The organism is Flavipsychrobacter stenotrophus, assembly GCF_002954265.1.
GTDB lineage: Bacteria > Bacteroidota > Bacteroidia > Chitinophagales > Chitinophagaceae > Flavipsychrobacter > Flavipsychrobacter stenotrophus.
In genome coordinates this window covers 23,686-46,423 of the sequence record NZ_PPSL01000012.1, presented here as the reverse complement: position 1 = coordinate 46,423, position 22,738 = coordinate 23,686, and the positions used below count along the sequence as shown (strand labels likewise).

Here is a 22,738-nt window from a genome sequence, read left to right as displayed (position 1 = left end):
ACTAGCATTGCGAACAGGCTTAATGCCCAATGACAAACCTCAGTCTTGTTCTTTACCCCTTTTCTTCTGCAATGATTCAATACCTAAATTATCTCTATTTACTTGCTATTGCAAACATAGGATGACAACCGTTTGAATGCTATTTGGCAACTATTTGACCGTGATTTAGATTATAATTAGATTACAATGTCTGATAATTAGATTATCATTAGATTTGCGTCGTTGATATGTAGGATCTTCATTGAATTTAATTATAGTGTAATGGAAATAAACGAGAATCTAATAAAAAGCTACCAACTAAAAATCAGAAAATTGAACACTAAGCTGCTGGAAAAACAAAAACAGTTAGATGAAGCGAATGATCAAATGAAAAATCTCCTTTCCGAAATGGAAATTCTGAAAAAGCAGGTCGGATTGAATAAAAGACTTGAAAATCAATATAATCATCGAGATACATGGATTAATAAAATAGCCTTTATCATAGCAACTGCAAATAAACCATTACGCTCTGTTGATATCATTGCCTTATTATTAATGAAAGAACCTGTATTAGAACAAAAAACCAGTAAGGAAAAATTTATTTCTGCGTTCCTTAATATCGCCGTGAAGTACAATCGGCTGATACCATTTAAATTGAGAGGAATAAGAGGTAATTTCTATTGCTTACCTCAGTGGATGGATCAGGAAGGAAATCCGGAAATTGAAATGCTTGCAAAAATACGTTAAATAGACGCTTTTTAATATGCATAGTGCTAATTTTCAGTTATTTATGCACCCATATAAACTCATCTTCGATGTTTAAAACATAGCTTTGCTCCGCTAGTCAAATTACCCAGCTAAACTCAGGTTTAAGTTAATAAAATGAAGAACATAAAAGACCGAATTGAAACAATAATATACACCTTATTGCAAACAAGTGAACGGGTTATTGAAGTTGCCAGGGACCATACTATGACCAGAATTTGCGACAGAGAAAATTCACCTTTGAAGCTTACTGTAGATAAGTATTTAGGCAAAAAGATTGCGGAGGTTGCCGGTAACGACAACATTTTTGCACAATGCGATTCCCGTGTTGAACAGTGCTTTATATCCGGACAAAATGATTTTTTAGTATATCGTACCAATATCAATAATTCCTCTACAGCCTATTCTATCAGAATACTTCCCATACACCCTGATAAAAACTTGTTATTTATTGTCTTGGAAAATCTGGCTCATTATGGCGAAAGTGAAATAATTCAAGACAAGTGGAAACTGGCATTGGATGCGGCAGGTGATGGAATGTGGGATATGAACTTAAAGGATAACACAATATTTTTTTCTGATAAATGGAAAGAAATATTTGGTTATAATTCAGGAGAAATTGTAACAATATCGGATTGGACTGAAAAAGTATACCCCGAGGATTTGGTAACTGCAGAAGCAAACGCTAATAAATATCTGTCTGGAGCGTCTCCAATTTATTCAACTGAAATTAGGTATAAATGCAAGGACGGGACTTATAAGTGGATACTCAGCAGAGGTATAATAGTCAGCAAAAATGAGGAGGGATCTCCATTACGGTTTATCGGCACCCACACAGATATTCATAAAAGGAAACTTGCAGAGGAAGAATTGAAGATAAGTAAGGAGACATTTGCCAATTCGTTTAACTATTCGGGTACCGGGAAAGCTTTGCTTGGCCTAGGAGGGAATTGGATTGAAGTGAACAATATCATTTGCAAACTTACTGAATACACAAAAGAAGAACTATTAAAACTTCATTACCGGGATATAACATATCCTGACGATGTGGATATGGATGTAGAACTGATAAAAAAGCTACTTACCAAAGAAATACCATCCTATTCGGTTGAAAAAAGATATGTTTCAAAAACTAGGAAAGTAGTCACTACACTGCTAACTGTTACCCTCGTTTGGGACAATATGGATAACCCCAAATACTTTGTGTGCGACATTGTTGACATGACCCGAAAAAAGGAACTTAACAATGAAATCAGCAGAAAGAATATCGAGTTGGAAACTACATCGATAAATTTAATGAACACGATCAATCAACTTGAGGGATTGAACCAGATTGTTGCACATAATCTAAGGGGACCGGCAGGAAATATAAAAATGATCTCGGAGCAGGACGGCATATTTGACGACAAGGAGGCATTGACAATGATACATGAGAGCAGTATATCCCTGCTCAACAACCTGGACTTGTTGTTGGATCTCTCACAGATCAAGCTCAATAAGGACATCCAGTACGATGATTGCAATTTTCAAGATATTGTCAACGACATTATCAAACAGTCGCAGGGTATTATTTATCAAAAGAATGTAGACGTGATTTTCCATCTTAGAGTCCAAAATCTGGCATACCCTAAAATATATCTCGAGAGCATCCTTTACAACTTAATCAGCAATGCGATCAAATACAGCAAGGAAGATACGCCACTGAAAATAACCATATCGACAAGCAACATCAATAACGTAATCCAGCTGTCAGTGAAAGATAACGGGCTTGGAATTGACATGGAAAAATACCGTGACCGGGTATTTAAGTTAAACCAAGTTTTCCATCAGGGGTATGATAGCAAGGGCATTGGATTGTTTATTACGAAAACGCAGATAGAAGCTATCGGTGGAAAAATAGAAGTGACTAGTAAATTAAATGAAGGCAGTGAGTTTATAGTTACGTTTTAAACATTGAAAATCTGAAAAAGCTGTCTACTCAGGAACAAATTATAGCCGCAATTGTTCGCTATAGAGTTGTGTTATTAAAAGTATGGTTTATTTTACTTCTGATGTAATATAAACCACACATATTAATTTGTACTTGTAATGGTGAATATGTTTGACTGTTTGCTGTTTAAGTACGGTCATATAATTATGTGAATCAAAAAGTGAGGTGTCGCGAACACTTTACGCCCATTTCTTTTTACGCCTAAATAAATTACCTATATACATCGAAAGTGTATCCAATAGGAACTTGTTTACTTTTCTAAATAATACTTTGTCATGCAACGGTATATAACGCCAGCTGCCGTTTTTGTTAAGTAGCCAATAAAAAAGCCCATTAAAATCTTTTGTTGTTATACACCTGTATACATCTTTTTTGTATATTCCGATGATTTGTTCTTTGTTCTTAATGTTTATTGGCGGTTTTATCAGATCAAATTTATCTTGCATGATGTTTTTTATTCCCTGTATAAAGTCATTGCCAGTAAATTTTCCATAATACATCCAGGAGTTAGGACGCATATCAATCTCAATAAGATAATACTCGCCGGTGTTAGATTCGCGCATAAAAACAATATTCCCAAATCCGTTCAATCCCAAATCTTTACCTATATTTTTCAGCGTATCGTCTAGGTCATCATTATGTATAAATACACGTCGGGTTGAAATGCCAAAATTGCCTATTGTCTTTGTACTAAGTGAATAATTATAAACTACTAACGATCCGTTTTTATAAAGTGCTTCAGTATTTATGTCTTCGCCTATTATCACTTGCTGGAAAACCAGATTTTTCTTATGTGTTATTTCTGCCAGCCTTCTCTCCAAATCTTGTTCGTTATTACATTTAAAAACTCCATATCCGCCTTCACTTTCATCAACTTTAACCATCAAAGGAAAGCCTAGATAATTGCTAATTTGCGAATTGGAAAGGTTATCATTATATACCAGCTGCTTAGGTGATTTTATGCTGTATTTAGTACACAATTCAGCAAGTCCAGCTTTTGATCCCAATAGTGCTCGGTTCTCAATTTTCGTCAATGGCATAACTTTATAAAATAATGCCTCATCGGTTATTCGATCATTAAGTATCCTTAAAGTAATATCATCTCCAGGAATAATCCACCAATAGTTATGGAAATTGGCCTTTAAGAAATCCAACAAGTGCTCAATGAACGCGGTGATGTCAGCTGGTGCTTCTATCCAATTATCATAATATCCATTGTGAAGTACCCAGGAATTACCTGCCGAGAATATATCAACTTGGCAATTACTTTTTTTCAAGATGGCTGGTAGCTCTTTCAACGAGTCCCAGTTAGATGATGAAATGAGTAGTGTGTTATACATGGTAAAACAAAAATAATGCTAAAAAATCAAAGGTTTGCAGTGACCATTTTGTTACAAGAAAACTATATCAAAAAAATTATAAACTTGATTTTACAAGCCGCATGTTTATATTCCTATTCCAATTTCTCTTTTCTTGCTTGGTTGCCAAATATTGACATTTCTAATTAGACCGAGAAAAGAAGCTAGAAATAAGTAGAGATATCAAGCATCTACCAATTACACTCCTTTAAACATATCTAAATTTAAATCCGTGAAAACAATCGTAAAAATGGTACCCTTATCAACTTCGCTTTCCACAAAGATTTTGCCCCCTATTTTTTCTACTTGGTTTTTAACCATATACAGTCCCATGCCCTTTCCCTCGCGATGGGAATGAAAACGTTTATAAAGGCCGAATATTTTGTCGCCATTTCGTTCAAGATCTATTCCAAGGCCATTATCCTTAAATATCAAGGTGAAGTTTTCCTTTGTCCCCTTAGTCATTATCTCAATTAAAGGTTGAACTGCGGGTTGTTTATATTTTATACTATTATTTATGAGATTGAAAATAATACTGTGTAAATAACTTTTAAATGTTACTAACTCATTTATTTCATCGAAATTGCTTTCAATCCTTACGTCTTCACTCCTGAGCAACGTTGCGATGCTTAATTGAATATCTGATAACAATTCTGCCAGTTTTACAACCTCTTTTTTTTCGTGTACGTCGTGCTTGATTTGCAAAATGTAATTCAGGTCTCTTATCACCCCATCAAGTTTTTCGGATGAGTTTACCAGCCCTCTTACCAATGTCTCTTTTTCGTTTTCGTTCTCTTCCCCTTGCAGCAGATGGGCAATGCCTATTATGTTGGCCACCGGCGCGCGAAGGTTGTGAGAGACAATGTAAGAGAACTGTTCCAGATCTTGATTGCGTTGAACCATATCGGCTATGATTTTTGTTTTTTCATACTCGGCTTTTTTCTGTTCTGTAATATCTAAAGATATGCCCAGCATAGCTGTGTTGGCAGTGCCGGCTGGTGTATAGGGCACCTTTGTAGAATAGAATATCTTTTTATTGCCTAAATGGTCTGTAAACGGCATTTCCGGCACCAACGTAACCTCCCCTGATTCTATAACCCTCTTTGCTTGAGAACAATATTGTTCGGCCAAACTTTTATCAGGAATCAAATCAGCGATATTCCTGTATACTAATTCCTTTGGTGTGAGACCATATAGGTTTGCGAAGCTCACATTTGCGAATACAAACCTGCCGCTGCCGTCCATTGCGAATATAGATTGCGGGATTAAATCAACAATCAGACGTAGGTTGGCTTTAGATTGTAGCAGTGACCTTTCTGCTTGCTTAATATCGGTTACATCGTACTCGACACCATACATTCCCACAGGCACTCCATTTTCATTAAGTAAGTATTGCGACTGGGAATGGACATGCCTTATATAACCATCTTCTCTTAGAATGCGAAAATATAATGCAGTATTGCTAAATGTCGTTTTAGCTTTCTCTATTTCTTCCGAGACAAATTCTTTATCATCGGGGTGAATGTGCGAGAACCACACGTCAAAAGACTGTGCAGGCTGGTTAGTAGGCAGTCCATATATTCTTAATGCTTCTTCCGACCAAGTGGCAACGCCTGTTGAAAAGTCAAGCTCCCAACTACCTAAATGCGCGATAGACTGAGCCTTCTTCAGACCCATTTCATTATGTTCAAGCCGCTTTTCGGCATCACGCCGCAATCTTTCTTTTTCAAATGAATCAAGAGCAAACGATATTTCGCCTGCTGCCTCCTCTAGTAATTGAACCTCATCTGGATTTAAGAACTGACCTTCCTTCCCACATAAATTCAAGGTGGCAACAATAGTCCCCAATTTTCTTATGGGAAAAACAGTAAAGGAGCCCCATTGGCGACTTAGCGCAAATTTCCGCCAGCCAGACAGTGGATCCATTTGTTGCATGTCATTACAAATAAATGCCTTGCCCGTTTTCAATACATGTTCTTGCGGCCCATAATCATCATATCTGAAGTTTTCAAAACGTGGTACATCCTCCGTCTTTATACCACACTGGCTCGCCATAAAAAGTCTCTTGGTTGCTCTGTCGGGAATGCCTATCCATGCAATTTTAAACTTTCCAATGTCAATTAAAATATCGCAGACTTTATCGAAAAGGGCCTTTTCATTATCTACATGTATAATAGTTTGATTAAGTATGCTGGTGAAAGAGTAAAGCCGGTTCATGCCAAGTAGCTTATTTTCTGCTTCTTTCATTTCCGTGACATCATTCGAAACTCCGTAAATGGAAATCGGTTGTCCTTCCTTATTATATTCAAAGTAACATTCACATTGAATATACCTCACTATCCCGTCCTTGCGAATTATTCGGTGGGCAAACGCACAGGGTTGCAAAGACTCTTCCACTTCTTTGATTGTAGTTAAAACATTGGCCCTGTCGTCTGGGTGTATAAAAGACACCCATTTTGGCAATGAATGGATGTTATGCTCACCTGGCAAGCCATATATTATGCAGTGTTGTTTAGACCATAAAATATATCGTGTAGACAAATTTAGTTCCCAGCTACCAATATTAGCTATAGCCTGGGCCTGATTAAGGCGCAATTCGCTATGTTTTAATCTATCTTCTTTCTCAAATACATCAAGCGCAAATGAAATATCACCTGCTGCTTCTACCAGCAAGGCAATTTCTTCGGACGTAAAGGCATTGGGAGTAGAAGCAAACAAATTGAAGGAGCCGACGATCTGTCCAGATTTTCTTATCGGCAGTACCATACAAGATCCATATCCGCGTAGTTCCGCGAAAGACTTCCATTTGCCAATAGTAGTGTCATTTTTTATATCGTTGCAAATAAAATAAGTGCCAGTTTGCAGCACATAGTACTGTGGCCCAGTGCTTTCATAAATAGCTGTTGTAAAAGGGACGACGTCCTCTTCAAGAACACCCCGGCCCTCAACAATATTTATTGTCTTGTGTAAGTTGTCAAATATGCCAATCCAAGCTGACTTAAATTCGCCAGATGCAATTGCGACTTCGCAAGCATTTTTAAAAATAGTTTCGGCGTCGCGGGAGTGAACAATCGCTTGATTGATTTGACTGAGAAAGGAATACATACGTTTCGCTTTATCAAGCATCTGCTTTGCAACTTTGCTTTCATGTTCAGGCTGTTTGTTCTGACTCAACTCCGTGTTTAGAATTCCCAAATTTGCAATATCACGTCCTACTAGTTCAAATTCCGAGTAAGTTTCTCCAACTTTCAAAATAAACGGCTGTAAGATTTCGGGGATAGATTCAATATTTCCAAAAAAATCCTTTATCTGTTGTTTCAGCGTTTCATTTGCTATCATAATAATTCAGGTTACGGTCAAAATAAATTCACATTCCGATAGAGTTGGAAAATTTTCTGTCTATCGGCTTCATCCCGGCATTGTCTTTACTTGACAGTTACCTATACTCATTATTTCATTGAAGTTATATGTAATTCAATCAATAACAGTTATAATTTATTATTCAATAGTTACCAGCCATTGTTTGTTTTCTTCTTGTCGGGAATAGTTCTTTCAGCGCAACTTGGCACTATATGTGACATTGTATATTCACCATGGACATCTAGGTTATTTCGGCTGTACGTTCTGTACGCGCCGATAGTCAGCCACACATGTAAATATTTTGTCCTTTCTAATTTAAAAATTGGATAGTAATACTAGATTAGCTCTGGCAGGATCAATCCACGAGGAAGCGTCCTGTTATAGAGGTCAGGCTATTCTCAAACTTATAAATATAAAAACCTGTGGGTAAACTTACGTCGAGATCTGTGACCCCTACTATTGTGTCTATTATTTTCGTGGAGACAATTTGGCCTGCACTGTTGTAAACCGAAAAATGTATATCAAATAACTGTGTATCGCTTGATAAGTGGATAATCCCGTGGGAAGGGTTGGGCAATATTTTTATTGTCGGCTGCCTGTGATCTATAGCCGAAACGATAGATAAAGAGGGTATGCCTGCCAGCCAGATAGTGATTTTCATAAGCAGCAGTTGATGGTTACCTGCGGCATCACCAAAATAGCCAGGATATAAAGTACTATTGGGATTACCTGTGCCATCATCAGTAGGTGAACTGTCTCCGATCGCTGCAACTTTACCTTGTCCAAATCTTGCGTAGGCTACCATTGCATTGGTATTGCCCGGCGTGGTTCCTGTTTTGAATACAACTCCTTTTACAGATGGATTCTGCGCAAGATTTAGAGTCATAGTTGTGCCACCAGACCATTGCACCTCGGTAACAGAACCCATAGGCCCGTGAATTATCGAATCGCTTGCAGAAGCCGAAATATTTGTAGTTGTCTGGGAAAAGTCGGTAGTATCGAAATAGATGCCGAACGGGTATGGCTGTATGGTATTATTGGCAATTAAATCATTCCATATGCGTGGAGAATCCCATCCGTCACCATTTCTGTCGCTTATATTGTGGTCGGATATCATAAAAAGACTACCGCCCGCTTGTACAAACATTATGAGGGCCGTCTTTTCTGTAGTAGAAAAAGGTATATTGGGTTCATCTGCGATGAATACTTTATAGTTTGAAAGATCCTGTGTGTTGCTTGCATCTCCGTATGTAATGCGCCCGTCCCATGGCAAAGATTCAACCGTGTAGCCCTTTTTTACGCAGTCCACGGCCCATGCCGATATCGCACCAGTCCAGTACGTTTCTGCCGTAGTGGCCGATATACCGCTTTGCGACGGGGTTGGTATTTGGGCGGGATTGCTTTTGTTGCTTCCGCTTGCCAGATACGGCAAGCCTGTCGAGCTACTAAACTTTATATTATACTGGTCCGCATCAATAACCCAATCTGCATTGCCAGCCATCTCGGCCTTCGATGCATCAAAGAGTATTTTAATCTGCGCATTGCTTACAGCGACTGTTGATAGCAAAATGAAGACGGTAATCGAGGCTATAAATAATTTCATTTTTTTGTTTTTTATTGATTGGAATTGCCATTTAGTCGATGAGTTTCAATTGCATTGCAAGTGGTAAAACGTTTACCTTACGATATGTAATGGTTGAACTTCTAAATGCAATACCGGCAGGGTGCCCTGCCGGTATTATTTAATCCTTGCTGGATTTGATAAAAGTTCCGTTTTGGTCAAACAACAGGTCCCCGCCTTTGATCTCGGCTTCATACACAATTGAACCATTGGCTTTTTTTATTTCTGCGGCTTCCTTTATTTTTTCAGAAGGATAGTTCTTCTTTACGTATTGCTGTGCTGCGGTAGGAAGCGCAGATACGGCTATGCTTGTTTCAGTTTCTTTCCATGAACCGTCAGAAGCAAATACGGCCGACATTTTCTTGCCACCCTTGTCAAAGCCGGCTTCGAAATCCGCACCCTCTTTTTCCCATTTGGCGTTAACACCAGGAAATTGTTTCATAAAAGCGTTCTTGGCCGCAGCCGGAACTTTTGATTCATTGATCTTTTGTGCGTACACAGCGGTTGCCCCCATCAGGCCTATCCCCGCAATAATGATTAATTTTTTCATAATAGTTTTTTTGAATAATAAAAGCAAAGTTTAATTTCAATTCTGAAGGTATTCTGAATGAAAACGTCGGATCATAAATACTTAGTAACCCCTGACGTGCCGAGAGTCATGCCACAAGCGAAGTAGGAAATCTTTCATCGAAACAGAAAAGGGAACGCTTCTTTGTCCAGGCTGCATACTGTCACCGGTTATGTAGTATGTTAGAAATGTACCTGTTGAAATGCCCCATTTTTGCAGGAACTTTCTCTCTCCATTGTTTTGTTTTGCTATTCTTGCCTCTTGTTTTCCTATGTGGTAAACACGGCTGTTTGCGATACCCCAAAATAGCCGCACTCCTAAAGTCCATAATTTCATGGCAAGGTCAGTATCCGAAGACGCGCCGGGATTGAACTCCACACTCAATCCCCCAATTGCACTCCAAATTATCCTCTTCAATAGCAAAGCCTGCCTATTGATGCCAGTCCAGTTGTCAAATGGTAACTGGTCAAAACCAACAAGCAGCAACTGCTCATTAAAGGATTCAGCTGAATCCCCAAAATAATACGGAGCGATTACTGATCTTTCGTTTGTAGGGGAATGCTTAATGCTGGTAGCTGAAATACACCAGAAATCATCCTTTTGCTCTTTTACGGCACTAAGTAGGTGCATATCCCAACCCGGACAAAAATAATTGGCGTCTTCTGACAGGAGCACATATTCGCATTCTGCCAATGAAGAACAAATGTTCCTGCTGTAACAGGCACCTACGTTGAGCTTTGTATAGGTATATTCAATTCCATTGTCCCGCAACCAACCTACCGTACCATCATTGCCTTCGTTTACATGCACGATTATCTGGTGCAGGTATGCAGAATTTTTTTTCAGGCTGCCTATTGTTATTTTTAGAAGGTCAAGATTATTCCACGTGGAAATCAGAATACTAAATACGCGCTCGTCACCCATAGTCTCTTGCTTTGTGTCTATTAACTACAAGCAAATATTTCTTTCAATTCTGAAGCCTTTCTGAATAACGAGAGCACCCGAACCATTTTATGCATTATCCCAATATCAAAAAGGGAATACTAGAGCCTAATAAATGTCATTGTCCTACCTATCCATTCAAATTTCCAATACCCCCGAACCCTCAGTCTTCCGTTGGTCGAAAGGGTTGCACTGGATGACCATTCCCTACCTGAAGTAGCATCGTAAATAAAACCATTTTCCCAGCGCTTTTCTTTTTTATTATAGATCAACCCCCGGAGGACATCCATACCCACTATTTTTCTGTCTCTGAGCAATGGATAAGGATTATGGGCATCTTTACGCTTATCCGCAGGGTTGGCCAGATTGTCATGGTCGCGAAACCAAATAATCTTGGCCTTGAAGTCCTCACCTGACTTATATACCTCAATTCCAAGGGTATGATCAACATTTTCCCATCGACCCAATATTCCGTCGCCCTCTCCCTCCCGAAAAGGGCACTGTGCAAAGCAACCCATATTCAACAATAGCCCTATCCCGAATAATATCCCTAACCGCATATGAAATGAATAGGTACAAAGATTTGTTGGAATCCTGAATGAATTCTGTATGCAAAAAGTGGTAAGTTCGGACTACCAACCTGAATTCAGAATTAGTTCAGTTTTACTATCCAAATTGCCATATTAAAAATCAAAAAAATGACAAGAACTTCTTTTCAAATAGGCGTTGCATTATTGATGTTATTTGCAGGCACAACAACCCATGCTCAAAAAAGCAACTGCCATATCCAGAAAACCTTTCACATAAACGGTGATGGCAAGTGGGATTATCTCGCGGTGAGTCCGGTGCAGCCTTATTTATATATTGCGCACGGAACTGAGGTAAATATTGTTGACAAGACAAACGGTGAAACAGTGAATAAAATACCTAACACCGAAGGCGTACACGGTATTGCCTTCGCTCCCGAATTTGGCAGAGGTTATACGAGCAACGGTAGAAGCAACGACCTTACTATATTCGATATAAAAACAAATAAGGTTACCGGCAAGATATCTGTTGGTGAAAATCCGGATGCCGTGATGTATGATGTTTTTTCAAAAAAAATAATAGTCTGCAACGGGCGCAGCAATGATATCAGTATCGTTGACCCAGCTACAAATAAAGTTATAAAAACAATACCTTTAGGCGGCAAGCCGGAAACAGCCGTATCCGACGAAAAAGGTGAATTATTCGTCAACATAGAAGATAAAAACGAGGTGGTAGCCATTGACGCCAAAGAATTTGCTGTGGTAAACAGATGGCATACGGGAAAAGGCGAAGAACCGTCAGGGCTGGCAATGGACATAAAGACGAGGAGGCTGTTTGCCGGTTGCAGCAACAAGATACTTGTAGTGATGGATGCAGATAACGGTAAGGTGGTAAAGGAAATCCCTATCGGTGACGGGTGCGACGGTGTGGCTTTCGATCCGTCGGTGAAGCAGGTATATAGTTCTAATGGCAGCGGGACGCTTACTATAATAAAGGAAAAATCTGCCGACCAGTACATTGTGGTAGCCAATATGCCCACAAAAAAAGGTGCCAGGACTATAGCACTGGACCCAGTAACGCACTTGCTATACCTGCCTACGGCAGCTTTTGAAAAGGCGGAAAACGGAAAGAGACCAAACATAACCCCGGGATCGTTTGAAGTGCTGGTTGTTGGTGAAGGCAACTAAATGAAAATAGGACATAAACCAATTAATGAAAATACTGATTGTTGAAGATGAGCGGTCGCTCAATAATAGCATGGTCGAATATTTGACCTCGCAGGGATACCTGTGCGAGTCGGTACTCAACTATAGGGACGCACTGCAAAAAATAGACCTTTACGACTACGACTGTATTATACTCGACATCATGCTTCCGGGGGGCAGCGGCCTCGATTTACTTAAAGAATTGAGAACGGAGCGCAAGTTGGATGGAGTGATTATCATCTCTGCAAAAAATTCGCTGGATGATAAACTGGCTGGTCTTAAACTCGGGGCGGATGACTACCTGACAAAGCCATTCCATCTTGCCGAGCTAAGTATGCGTATTTCTGCCATTGTCAGAAGGAAGAATTCCCTTGCAGGTAACCTTGTGAAATTTGAGGAGATAATCGTCGATACGGATAATTCGGAGGTAAGTATCAACGATAAACCGGTTGCGCTGACCAAAACCGAATATAAATTCCTGTTGTATTTTATTATCAATAAAAACAAAGTGCTCACTAAGAATACACTTGCTGAATACCTGTGGGGAGACAACATGGATCTTGTTGAGGATTTTGACTTTATGTATGCCCATATCAAGAATCTTAGGAAGAAACTACAACAGGCCGGATGTGGCGACTATTTGCACAGCATCTACGGGACGGGATATAAATTCAGCTACCGATGAAGCTATTTGCAAAATATAACAGGGTGAACCTGACTGTAACCATCATCATTTTTTTGGTTGGCAGCTGTGTATTTTACTTCCTCATGCAATACATATTTATCCAGCAGATTGATGAAGCACTGGGTAACGAGAAAGAGGAGATTATAACTTACGCCAGAAAGTATGGCAAGCTGCCAGAAATTGTCAATACGGAAGACCAGTACATTGATTATCTCAATATTCCCGGACCGGCAACCCCTACTTTCAAGAATACATATGTCCAATATGCCAGGGCAAAGGAATGGTCCCGGCAAGTGCAATTCGGAATGGCCGTCTCAAACAATACATTCACTATTGTTGTCAGCAAACCACTTGAAGAAAACGAAAGCCTGCTCCAAGTGGTAGTTGCAATAACGATAGGTATGATAGCGCTCATTTTGTTGGCGGGCTATCTCATTAACAGGGCCGTCCTTACGCGTCTTTGGCAACCCTTCTATAATACCATAAGTTTTATAAGGGGATATGACATTGAAGAAAAAGCGCATCCGGCCTTTCCAAAAACTGACATTGATGAGTTTGACCTACTGAACGAGAATATCCAGGAAATGACAAGCCGTGTACAAGCCGATTTCCAATCATTGAAAGAATTTACCGGCAACGCAGCACATGAGATGCAGACACCTTTGTCGGTGATAAGAACGAGGCTGGAATTGATCTTGCAGAATGAGGCGTTGCTTCAAAAAAATGCTGACCAAGTAAACGATATTGAAAATGCGGTAAGAAAACTATCCAAGCTATACCAGTCGCTGTTGCTGCTCACAAAAATTGAGCACTCCCAATTCCCTATGGCTGACCTGGTTAAAATAGACGAAGTAATGCAGGAAAAACTGGACGAGATCCTCGATATCATTTCCTCAAAAGGGCTGCATCTGGAATTCATCCAATACCAGCCCGTAACCGTCCGCTTCCACGCATACCTTGCGGAAATCGTAGTCGGTAACCTATTGAATAACGCGGTAAGATACAATACCACGGATGGTTGGATCGGCATATCCCTGAAATCCGGCCAGCTATCCATTTCAAATACCTCCGAGCTAGAAGAAATAAAAGAGGAAAACCTTTTCAAACGCTTTTTTAGGGACGGCAATACTACAGAGGACGGCAATGGACTTGGATTAGCTATCGTAAAGCGGATATGCGACGCAGCCGGCTATCGGCTGGAATACAGTTTTAAAGACGGCAGGCATACATTTACCCTGCTATTTTAAATCTTCCTTTTTTCTTCAGTTTTAGTATGTTCCTTTGACACAGGAAATAATCCGTTTTACTAATGGCAAAGGTCCTTGTTGCTTTTTTATTCATTCTCTCTTTCCGTGACGCATACTGCCAGCAATATGACCTGGAATATTATGTCGCAACAGGATTGTCCAACAGTCCGTTGCTCAAGGATTATGACAACCAGATCTTGTCTGCCGGGATAGACAGCCAGTTGGTCAAGTCTGTTTATAAACCCCAGGCAAACTTTACAAGCAGTAATTTTTATGCCCCGGTAATAAATGGTTATGGTTACGACCCAGCGGTTACCAATAATGGCACCTATAGTTCCCTGGTAAGTGTAGACCAGGCATTTACAGGCAGAAAAAACAAGGCGGCCCAACTAGGTACAGTCCGGCTACAGGGCGATTCTTTACGCAACGGCAAAAAGATGTCCGAGCAGGACATCAGGCGTTCGATCACTAACCAATACATCATCGCCTATGGCGACTGGCAACAACTACAGTTTAATGAAGAAATCCATAAGCTGCTTTCGCAGGAAGACACGTTATTGAGGAAACTAACGGAAAGCAATATTTACAGGCAAACTGATTACCTGACGTTTCTGGTTACCTTGCAACAGCAGGAACTGCAGATAAGACAGCTGCACCTGCAATACCAAACAGATTTTGCCACATTGAACTATTTGTGTGGTATTTTTGATACAGGTTTGGTGTCACTTACCCCCCCGGACATAACAGTATTACCACTGCCGGATAAAACATCCTCCGTATTTTATAAAAAATTTATGCTAGACAGTATGATCCTGGATAATAACCAGGCTTTACTGAACTATAGTTATCGACCCAAACTGGGAATTTATGCTAACGCCGGGTACAATACCTCCGCGTTGTACCAGGTCTACAAAACTTTGGGGACGGGTTTCGGCCTTAACTTTACAGTACCTATCTACGATGGCCATCAGAGGAAGCTGAAAACGCAGAAAATAAGCTATCTGCAGAATACTGTGGCACATTATAAAAACTTTTTTAACGCACAGTACGACCAGCAGCAAGCCCAGCTGAAGCAACAGTTGGATAATGTCGAATCACTTATTACAGATATCAACAAACAGATAAGATATGCAGAAACGCTTATAAGCGTAAATGGTCGGCTATTGACAAGCGGCGATGCTAAAATTGCAGATTTTGTCATTGCAATCAATAATTATCTCAATGCCAAAAACCTGCTGGCACAAAACAATATCAGCAGACTACAGGTCATCAACCAAATTAATTACTGGAACAAATAAAACCTTATGCTGTCAATATGTAAACGGTTCATACCCCTGCTTTCGCTTTGTCTATACCTGTGGGGATGTAAAGGTAAAGCCGGAGAGACTACGGCAGAAACCACAAAAGAAGTCACTACGCCTGTCACGGTTACTAATGTTGTTTCCGGCCCGATCAGCGAGTATATTGAGCTGAATGCTACTTCGTCTTTCTTGCGTAAAAGTTATGTCAAGGCCAATGCAGGCGGCTATATACAAACCGTAAATATCAGGATAGGCAAGTTTGTAAGCAAGGGAGAGGTGCTCTTTACCGTCAAGACCAAGGAATCACAAAGTATAGGCAACACGATCAGCAAGCTTGACCCTTCATTCAAATTTTCAGGCGAAAATAAGATTGTTGCTACCTCAAGTGGTTATATTACGCAACTTAGCCACCAGTCGGGCGATTATGTGCAGGATGGGGAGCAGTTGGCTGTAATCAGTGATAGGACCAGTTTTGCGTTTATCCTGAACTTACCATATGAATTACGCCGTTATATAGCTGTAGGAAAAAATGTCGCCTTGGTTTTACCAGATGCCACAGTGCTTCAAGGTGTCGTTGAGTCATCACTACCTGTTATGGACTCCGCATCACAGACGGAAAGCTATATTATAAGGACAAGCAGCAATATCCCACTACCTGAAAACCTGATAGCCAGGGCAAAAATAGTGAAGACACAAAAGGGAAAAACACAATCGCTGCCCAAAAGCGCTATACTCAGCAATGACATACAAACTACTTATTGGGTAATGAAGATTTCAGATAGCACTACCGCGGTAAAAGTGGAAATTACAAAAGGCATTGAGACAAAAGACTGGGTAGAAATTCTAGCACCTTCCTTCAGTCAGGAAGATAAAATATTGGTTACAGGCAATTATGGGTTGAGTGATACCGCCAAAGTAAAAATTGTTCAATAGATCTGCATGAAAAATTTCTTTGTCTCCTATAAAAATCCTCTTGCTGTATTACTGGCCATCATTGTCATGGGTGGATTGTTTGCTTACAGCAAGCTACAGACGGGTCTATTTCCTGAAATAACATTCCCAAAGATCAAGATCATAGCGGATGCGGGCCTGATGCCAGTAAATAAAATGATGGTTACCGTTACGAAACCATTGGAAAATGCCATCAAGCAGGTACCTGACCTCCATACAGTAAGAAGCACTACCAGCAGGGGGAGTTGTGAGATATCTGCCTTTATGGACTGGAATGCCAATATAGACCTGAGCCAGCAGCGAATCGAGTCAAAGATCAACGAAATAAGAAGCACCCTGCCTCCAGAAACCCAGATAGTAGTGGAGAAAATGAATCCATCTATATTACCTGTGATGGGTTACACATTGGAGAGCCATGACCTATCTCCAATCGAGTTAAAGCAACTTGCAACATTTACTATAAAACCATTTCTTTCGCAGGCCGACGGAGTATCTGAAATAAGGGTTATAGGAGGCAAGCAAAAAGAATACCGGGTCTCGCTCGATAAAGAAAAAATGACAGCATTAGGGATAAATCCAGATGCGGTAAATACATCCTTGTCACAAACCAACTTCATAAAATCGAATGGTTATCTTGCTGACTACAGGTATCTTTACCTTGCTGTAACAGACGCTACAGTACATAACGTAGATGAACTTAATGCCCTGGTAATCCGCAATGACGGCAAGAGGATTATATTGCTCAAGGATATTGCCGAAGTCAGCATAAGCGAAGCAACAGAGTACACGAGGATCAATGCTAACGGAAAAGACGCCCTTCTGGTCGCAGTGATCAAACAGCCCAATGCCAATTTGCTGACTGTATCGGCTGACATAGAGAAGCGCATAAAGGACCTTAAAAAGATACTCCCCAAAGGAGTGGATATAAGTCCCTATTATGTGCAGGCTGACTTTGTCAAGGACTCAGTAAAAAGTGTAACGGACAGTTTGTGGATAGGTCTTGCTCTTGCAATCATCGTCGCCGTGATCTTTCTCCGTTCATTCAAGGCTAGTGCCACCATTCTGGTTACGATACCGGTCACCTTGTGTCTTACTCTTGTTGTGATCTACTTCATGGGGTATTCGCTTAACATTATGACCCTTGGCGCTATAGCCGCAGCCATAGGACTGATCATTGATGACGCGATAGTAGTAGTGGAGCAGATACACCGGACCCACGAGGAACACCCAGGCGAGCCTACAGAAAAGTTGGTGCAAAAGGCAGTCAGGTACCTGTTCCCGGCCATGGTGGGGTCATCCATAAGCACGATAGTAATTTTTATTCCCTTTACTTTGATGACGGGTGTTGCAGGGGCCTATTTCAAGGTGCTTACAAATACTATGATCGTCACCCTGCTATGTTCCTTTTTTGTTACTTGGATAGGCCTGCCGGTTATCTACCTCCTTTTTACCAGAAAGATACCTGCTGCTACGAAAAAGAAGGAACATCCGGTGAAGACACAGCGTTGGATCTCGTTCTTTATCCACAGGCCGTATATCAGTATCATTGTTTCCGCCGTGCTCATCCTATGCATTGTCCTGATACTTCCGAAGCTGCAAACCGGCTTCCTTCCGGAAATGGATGAAGGTAGCGTTGTACTCGATTACTCTTCCCCGCCCGGCACATCACTTGAAGAAACAGACCGGATGCTTAGAGAAGTAGAGAAGATAATAACGAAAGAGAAAGACGTGCAGGCATACTCCAGGAGGACCGGCACACAAATGGGCTTCTTCATCACCGAGCCTAACAGGGGGGATTACCTGATACAACTTAAAAAAGACAGGTCGGCAACCACAGACGATGTGATAGCTTCGATAAGGCAGAAAATAGAATCTACACAACCCGCATTGCGTGTCGATTTCGGACAGGTTATCGGAGATATGCTGGGAGACCTGATGACGTCGGTGCAACCGGTAGAGATAAAGATATATGGCGATGACCAGCAAATACTAAGGAAGCTGTCCAATAATGTTGCTGAAGTCATTTCAAATGTAAAAGGCACTGCTGATGTGTTCAACGGAATAGTGATAGCCGGGCCGTCGCTAAGTGTGGTTCCTGACTATTCAAAGCTGGCGCAATTCGGTATCACGCCCGTATCGTTCCAATACCAGATGCAAACGGCACTGGAAGGAAATATAGCAGGTAACATTCTCGAGAAGGAGCAAGTATCCAATATTCGGTTGGTTCATCCATGCAACCGAAAACTTTCCGCAGCGGACATCAATAAGATGCTTATTTTTCTCCCTGACGGCAGGATGAAACCGATAACCGAATTGGCTAGTATTACTATTAATACCGGAGATGCAGAGATACAAAGAGAAAATCTCCAATCGATAGGAGTGGTTACCTCCCGTCTTGATAATCGTGACCTTGGCGGCGTGATGAAGGATATTCAGACACAGATAACATCAAACGTTGTTCTGCCCCGAGGCTACCACATAGAATATGGTGGTTCGTACTCAGACCAGCAACAGTCATTCAAGGAGCTGCTTGTTATCCTGCTTACATCGACCCTATTGGTTTTTGCTGTTATCCTATTCCTGTTCAGGAAGATAAAAGTGGCACTCGTTATTGTCATAGTAGCACTACTAGGTATTTCAGGAAGCTACCTCGCATTATTTATCACGCATACGCCCCTTAATGTAGGCAGCTATACCGGACTGATCATGATAGTAGGGATAATTGGGGAGAATGCCATATTTACCTATCTCCAGTTCCGGGAGTCTTTACTTACCAGCAGTGTAGACGATGCCATTATTTATTCTATTTCTACCAGGCTACGGCCAAAGCTGATGACTGCCCTTGGCGCAATTATCGCACTTGCCCCCTTGGCTTTAGGGATTGGCACAGGGGCACAGTTGCACCAGCCGTTAGCTATAGCCGTTATTGGCGGCTTCCTAGTAGCATTAGTTTTGCTACTTATTGTATTGCCAAGTTTTTTAAGGATCATCCATAAAAATGAACAGGTGTCATTGGCCGATATATTATCTTAGACAAAGCAGCCCTTATAACATAGCAATTTTATTTTCCGTTTTATGCACACTTAACTGCAATCAAAGCTTAGAATAATGTGACATTGAAGGCTGAAAAGGGTTTAACCAGGAAAAATTTATAAATATAATTATAGGGCATATGCTTGAGCGAAAATATCAAAATTAGCCTTCCATCAATGTAGTTTTGATTGTACAAATTAACTACAGTGGAAGATATTAAAGATAAGGTTGTGACATAATACCTAAATACATGTTTATAGCGAAAAAACAGGCCCGCATTGCTAAATTCAGCTTTTATTGACGGCATTATATTGTCTTGCCCTAATTAATAGCCTTATCAGACATTAAAATGTAAATTTGAGGATTACCAAAATTAAAGATCACAAATGAGTGAAGATCAAAAACGCAATCTTGAACAGCAGCTTTGGAATATAGCCAATACTCTCAGGGGAAAAATGAATGCTGACGAATTCCGTGACTATATTTTGGGCTTTATATTCTATAAATATCTTGCTGAGAAAATGGAGATTTATGCCAATTCCATTTTAAAAGCAGATGGTATTAAGTACAAAACCATTAAAGAAAACACCAAACAAGGCAAAGAATATATAGAAGCCATCAGGGAGGAAGCCCTGGAAAAATTGGGGTACTTCTTAAAACCGTCCGAACTGTTCAGCGAAGTAGCTAAACGTGGAAACAAAGACAAGGAGGAGGCAGAAAGCAATTTCATATTGGAAGACCTTCAGAAGATTCTCACGAATATCCAACTCAGTACAATGGGAACGGAAAGTGAAGAGGATTTTGACAACCTTTTTGAAGATATGGATTTGAACAGTACTAAGCTGGGCAAATCACCGGATGCAAGAAATGAAATCATTGCCAAAGTGCTTTCTCATTTAGACAATATTGATTTCAAACTCGAAATGACCGAGTTAGACGTTTTAGGCGATGCTTATGAATATCTTATTGGGCAATTTGCCAGCGGTGCAGGTAAAAAGGCAGGCGAATTTTATACCCCGCAGGAGGTTAGTAAGGTGCTTGCCAAAATCGTTACTACAGGGAAGAGTAAGTTGAAATCGGTATATGATCCTACATGCGGTTCGGGTTCTTTGTTATTGCGTGTGGCTAAGGAAGTAAAAGAGGTAAGCAACTTTTATGGGCAGGAAATGAACCGAACAACATACAACCTTGCCCGGATGAACATGATATTGCATGGTGTACATTACCGCAAGTTTGATATTAAGCAGGAAGACACGCTGGAACACCCGCAGCATATTGATAAACAGTTTGAAGCCATTGTAGCAAATCCACCTTTTTCCGCTGAATGGAGTGCAAATCCTCTATTTACAAGTGATGACCGTTTTAGCCAATACGGCAGACTTGCTCCTTCGAGCAAAGCGGATTTTGCATTCGTGCAGCATATGGTACACCATTTAGCCGAAAATGGCAGTATGGCAGTAGTGCTACCGCATGGGGTTTTATTCAGAGGGGCAGCAGAGCTTCACATCCGCAAGTACCTAATTGAGAACAAGAATTTTCTGGATGCTGTGATTGGCCTACCAGCAAATATCTTCTATGGAACGGGTATTCCGACTTGTATCCTAGTATTTAAAAAATGTCGTGAAAACCCTGATAACATTTTGTTTATTGATGCGAGCAATGATTTTGAAAAAGTAAAAACACAAAATGTGCTACGTGAACAGCACATCGATAAAATCATTGAAACCTACAGGAAAAGAATCGAAATTGAAAAATACAGTCACCTTGCGCCACTAAAGGAAATTGCTGATAACGATTATAATCTCAATATTCCTCGGTACGTTGATACTTTTGAAGAAGAGGATGAGATTGATATAGCTTCAGTGATGGGTGAAATAAAGCAACTGGAAGCCAAGCGTGCCGAACTCGATAAAGAGATCGATGTATATTTTAAGGAACTAGGGTTAGTTTTTTGATTTCTATACAATCCTTAATGTTCACGGCTGAGAAAAAAAATAATTGAGATGGCAACCAAAAAACAAAAAATAAGTAACGTTCCTAATTTGAGATTCCCTGGCTTTGAGGGGGAATGGCGCAGAAAGAGGCTAGGAGAAGTCGGGGAGATTATTAGCGGATTAACATATAGCCCAAATGATATCGCTGATGATGGGGTTTTAGTGCTGCGATCTTCAAACGTTCAGAGAAGAAGACTAGCCTTTGTAGACAATGTTTTCGTAAAAACTGGAAATTTCAATCCGGCTTTAGAAGACGATATTTTGATATGCGTAAGAAATGGTAGTCAAAACTTAATTGGAAAAAATGCGCTAATAAAAAAGGAGCACGAAGGCCTTGCCTTCGGTGCATTTATGACTATTTATAGAAGTAGCTACAACCATTTTCTATTTCATTGGTTTGATACTGAAGAGTATAAATCCGAGGTATACAAAAACTTAGGCGCAACAATCAACTCCATTAATGGGAGTGATTTGAAACGTTTTAAAGTTCCTTTTCCCTCAGACACCGAACAAAAGAAAATTGCGTCATTTCTTTCTATACTTGACGAACGCATAGCGACTCAAAACAAAATAATTGAGCAACTGAAATCCTTAATCAAGAAGTTGGGCGAAGAAATATTTAGCCAAAAGTTACGATTTCCAGGGTTTCAAGATAGGTGGAGTAAAACTACTGTTAACGAGCAGTGTCAGATTAATCCTAAAACAGAACCAGTCATAAGTGAGTTTGTGTACATAGATCTTGAATCGGTAGTAAAAGGAGAACTTATAAGGGAGGTTATAGTACAAAAGGCAGATGCACCGAGCCGTGCTACACGGGTATTAGAAGATGGGGATGTATTATTTCAATGCGTTCGACCATACCAGCTAAACAACTACATATACAGGAGAAAGGATGATAGACAATGGGTCGCATCTACTGGTTATGCATAAATAAAAACGAACAATAATCCGAGTTTCATTTACTTTTTGATAAATCAGCCTGATTTTAATAATCATGTAATGATGAGATGTACTGGGACAAGTTACCCTGCTATTTCCGGCAATGAACTGTCCAAAATTCCAATTTCGATTTGCACGCGAAAAGAGCAAGATAAAATCGCAATGTTATTATCCAGACTTGATCAAAAGATAAAAACCGAAAAACGTTTATTAAATCAGTTTGAAGCGCAGAAGAACTATTTGCTGCAAAATTTGTTTCCAAAATAGATGTA

Annotated in this window: 17 protein-coding genes; 11 read left to right on the top strand and 6 right to left on the bottom strand. The window is 40.2% G+C overall.

From position 1 onward, the window contains the following. Positions 1-261: 261 nt before the first annotated feature. Both CJD36_RS22460 and CJD36_RS22455 read left to right on the top strand, forming a co-directional pair. Positions 262-726 (top strand): hypothetical protein, encoded by a 465-nt coding sequence (locus CJD36_RS22460; RefSeq protein WP_133162762.1) that lies wholly within the window; start codon positions 262-264, stop codon positions 724-726. 135 nt (positions 727-861) lie between these two features. Further along, positions 862-2,694: a PAS domain-containing sensor histidine kinase gene (locus CJD36_RS22455; RefSeq protein WP_105041457.1), complete on the top strand. Its 1,833-nt coding sequence runs from the start codon at positions 862-864 to the stop codon at positions 2,692-2,694. A gap of 219 nt (positions 2,695-2,913) precedes the next feature. Here the strand turns inward: CJD36_RS22455 and CJD36_RS22450 are convergent, their stop codons facing one another. From CJD36_RS22450 to CJD36_RS22425, 6 genes are all read right to left on the bottom strand, one after another. Continuing rightward, on the bottom strand, positions 2,914-4,032 hold the full coding sequence (locus tag CJD36_RS22450; RefSeq protein ID WP_161499424.1) for an ATP-grasp domain-containing protein: 1,119 nt from the start codon (positions 4,030-4,032) through the stop codon (positions 2,914-2,916). A gap of 258 nt (positions 4,033-4,290) precedes the next feature. Beyond that, positions 4,291-7,431, bottom strand: coding sequence for a GAF domain-containing protein (locus CJD36_RS22445; protein ID WP_105041455.1), 3,141 nt, complete (start codon positions 7,429-7,431; stop codon positions 4,291-4,293). A 376-nt stretch (positions 7,432-7,807) separates the two neighbouring features. Beyond that, the gene (locus CJD36_RS22440) at positions 7,808-9,055 is read right to left on the bottom strand and encodes a T9SS type A sorting domain-containing protein (protein ID WP_105041454.1); all 1,248 of its coding nucleotides are present in this window, start codon (positions 9,053-9,055) and stop codon (positions 7,808-7,810) included. Between the two features lie 139 nt (positions 9,056-9,194). Further along, positions 9,195-9,623: a PepSY-like domain-containing protein gene (locus CJD36_RS22435; protein ID WP_105041453.1), complete on the bottom strand. Its 429-nt coding sequence runs from the start codon at positions 9,621-9,623 to the stop codon at positions 9,195-9,197. Between the two features lie 81 nt (positions 9,624-9,704). Then, the gene (locus tag CJD36_RS22430; protein ID WP_105041452.1) at positions 9,705-10,565 is read right to left on the bottom strand and encodes a glycosyltransferase family 2 protein; all 861 of its coding nucleotides are present in this window, start codon (positions 10,563-10,565) and stop codon (positions 9,705-9,707) included. A 119-nt stretch (positions 10,566-10,684) separates the two neighbouring features. Beyond that, on the bottom strand, positions 10,685-11,143 hold the full coding sequence (locus CJD36_RS22425) for a DUF2147 domain-containing protein (protein ID WP_105041451.1): 459 nt from the start codon (positions 11,141-11,143) through the stop codon (positions 10,685-10,687). A 138-nt stretch (positions 11,144-11,281) separates the two neighbouring features. On the opposite strand from CJD36_RS22425, the gene CJD36_RS22420 reads away from it, so the two are divergent. The 9 genes from CJD36_RS22420 (at position 11,282) to CJD36_RS24075 (ending at position 22,733) form a co-directional block, all read left to right on the top strand. Then, a complete protein-coding gene (locus CJD36_RS22420; RefSeq protein ID WP_105041450.1) occupies positions 11,282-12,298 on the top strand; it encodes a YncE family protein in 1,017 nt (338 codons plus the stop codon). A 25-nt stretch (positions 12,299-12,323) separates the two neighbouring features. Next, on the top strand, positions 12,324-13,001 hold the full coding sequence (locus tag CJD36_RS22415) for a response regulator transcription factor (RefSeq protein ID WP_105041449.1): 678 nt from the start codon (positions 12,324-12,326) through the stop codon (positions 12,999-13,001). Further along, entirely contained in the window at positions 12,998-14,248 is a 1,251-nt protein-coding gene (locus CJD36_RS22410; protein ID WP_105041448.1) for a sensor histidine kinase, read from the top strand. Before CJD36_RS22415 ends, CJD36_RS22410 begins: the two co-directional genes overlap by 4 nt. Before the next feature lie 62 nt (positions 14,249-14,310). Beyond that, complete coding sequence (locus CJD36_RS22405; RefSeq protein ID WP_105041447.1) at positions 14,311-15,546, top strand: TolC family protein; 1,236 nt, start codon at positions 14,311-14,313, stop codon at positions 15,544-15,546. Between the two features lie 6 nt (positions 15,547-15,552). Beyond that, on the top strand, positions 15,553-16,482 hold the full coding sequence (locus CJD36_RS22400; protein ID WP_105041446.1) for an efflux RND transporter periplasmic adaptor subunit: 930 nt from the start codon (positions 15,553-15,555) through the stop codon (positions 16,480-16,482). A 6-nt stretch (positions 16,483-16,488) separates the two neighbouring features. Next, complete coding sequence (locus CJD36_RS22395) at positions 16,489-19,533, top strand: efflux RND transporter permease subunit (protein WP_105041445.1); 3,045 nt, start codon at positions 16,489-16,491, stop codon at positions 19,531-19,533. A gap of 386 nt (positions 19,534-19,919) precedes the next feature. Then, the gene (locus CJD36_RS22390; protein WP_105041444.1) at positions 19,920-21,488 is read left to right on the top strand and encodes a type I restriction-modification system subunit M; all 1,569 of its coding nucleotides are present in this window, start codon (positions 19,920-19,922) and stop codon (positions 21,486-21,488) included. 48 nt (positions 21,489-21,536) lie between these two features. Beyond that, a complete protein-coding gene (locus CJD36_RS22385; RefSeq protein WP_105041443.1) occupies positions 21,537-22,457 on the top strand; it encodes a restriction endonuclease subunit S in 921 nt (306 codons plus the stop codon). Next, positions 22,458-22,733 carry a restriction endonuclease subunit S gene (locus tag CJD36_RS24075; protein ID WP_105041442.1) on the top strand — a complete coding sequence of 92 codons (276 nt, stop codon included), beginning with the start codon at positions 22,458-22,460 and terminating at the stop codon, positions 22,731-22,733. It abuts the gene before it with no gap. Positions 22,734-22,738: the final 5 nt, after the last annotated feature.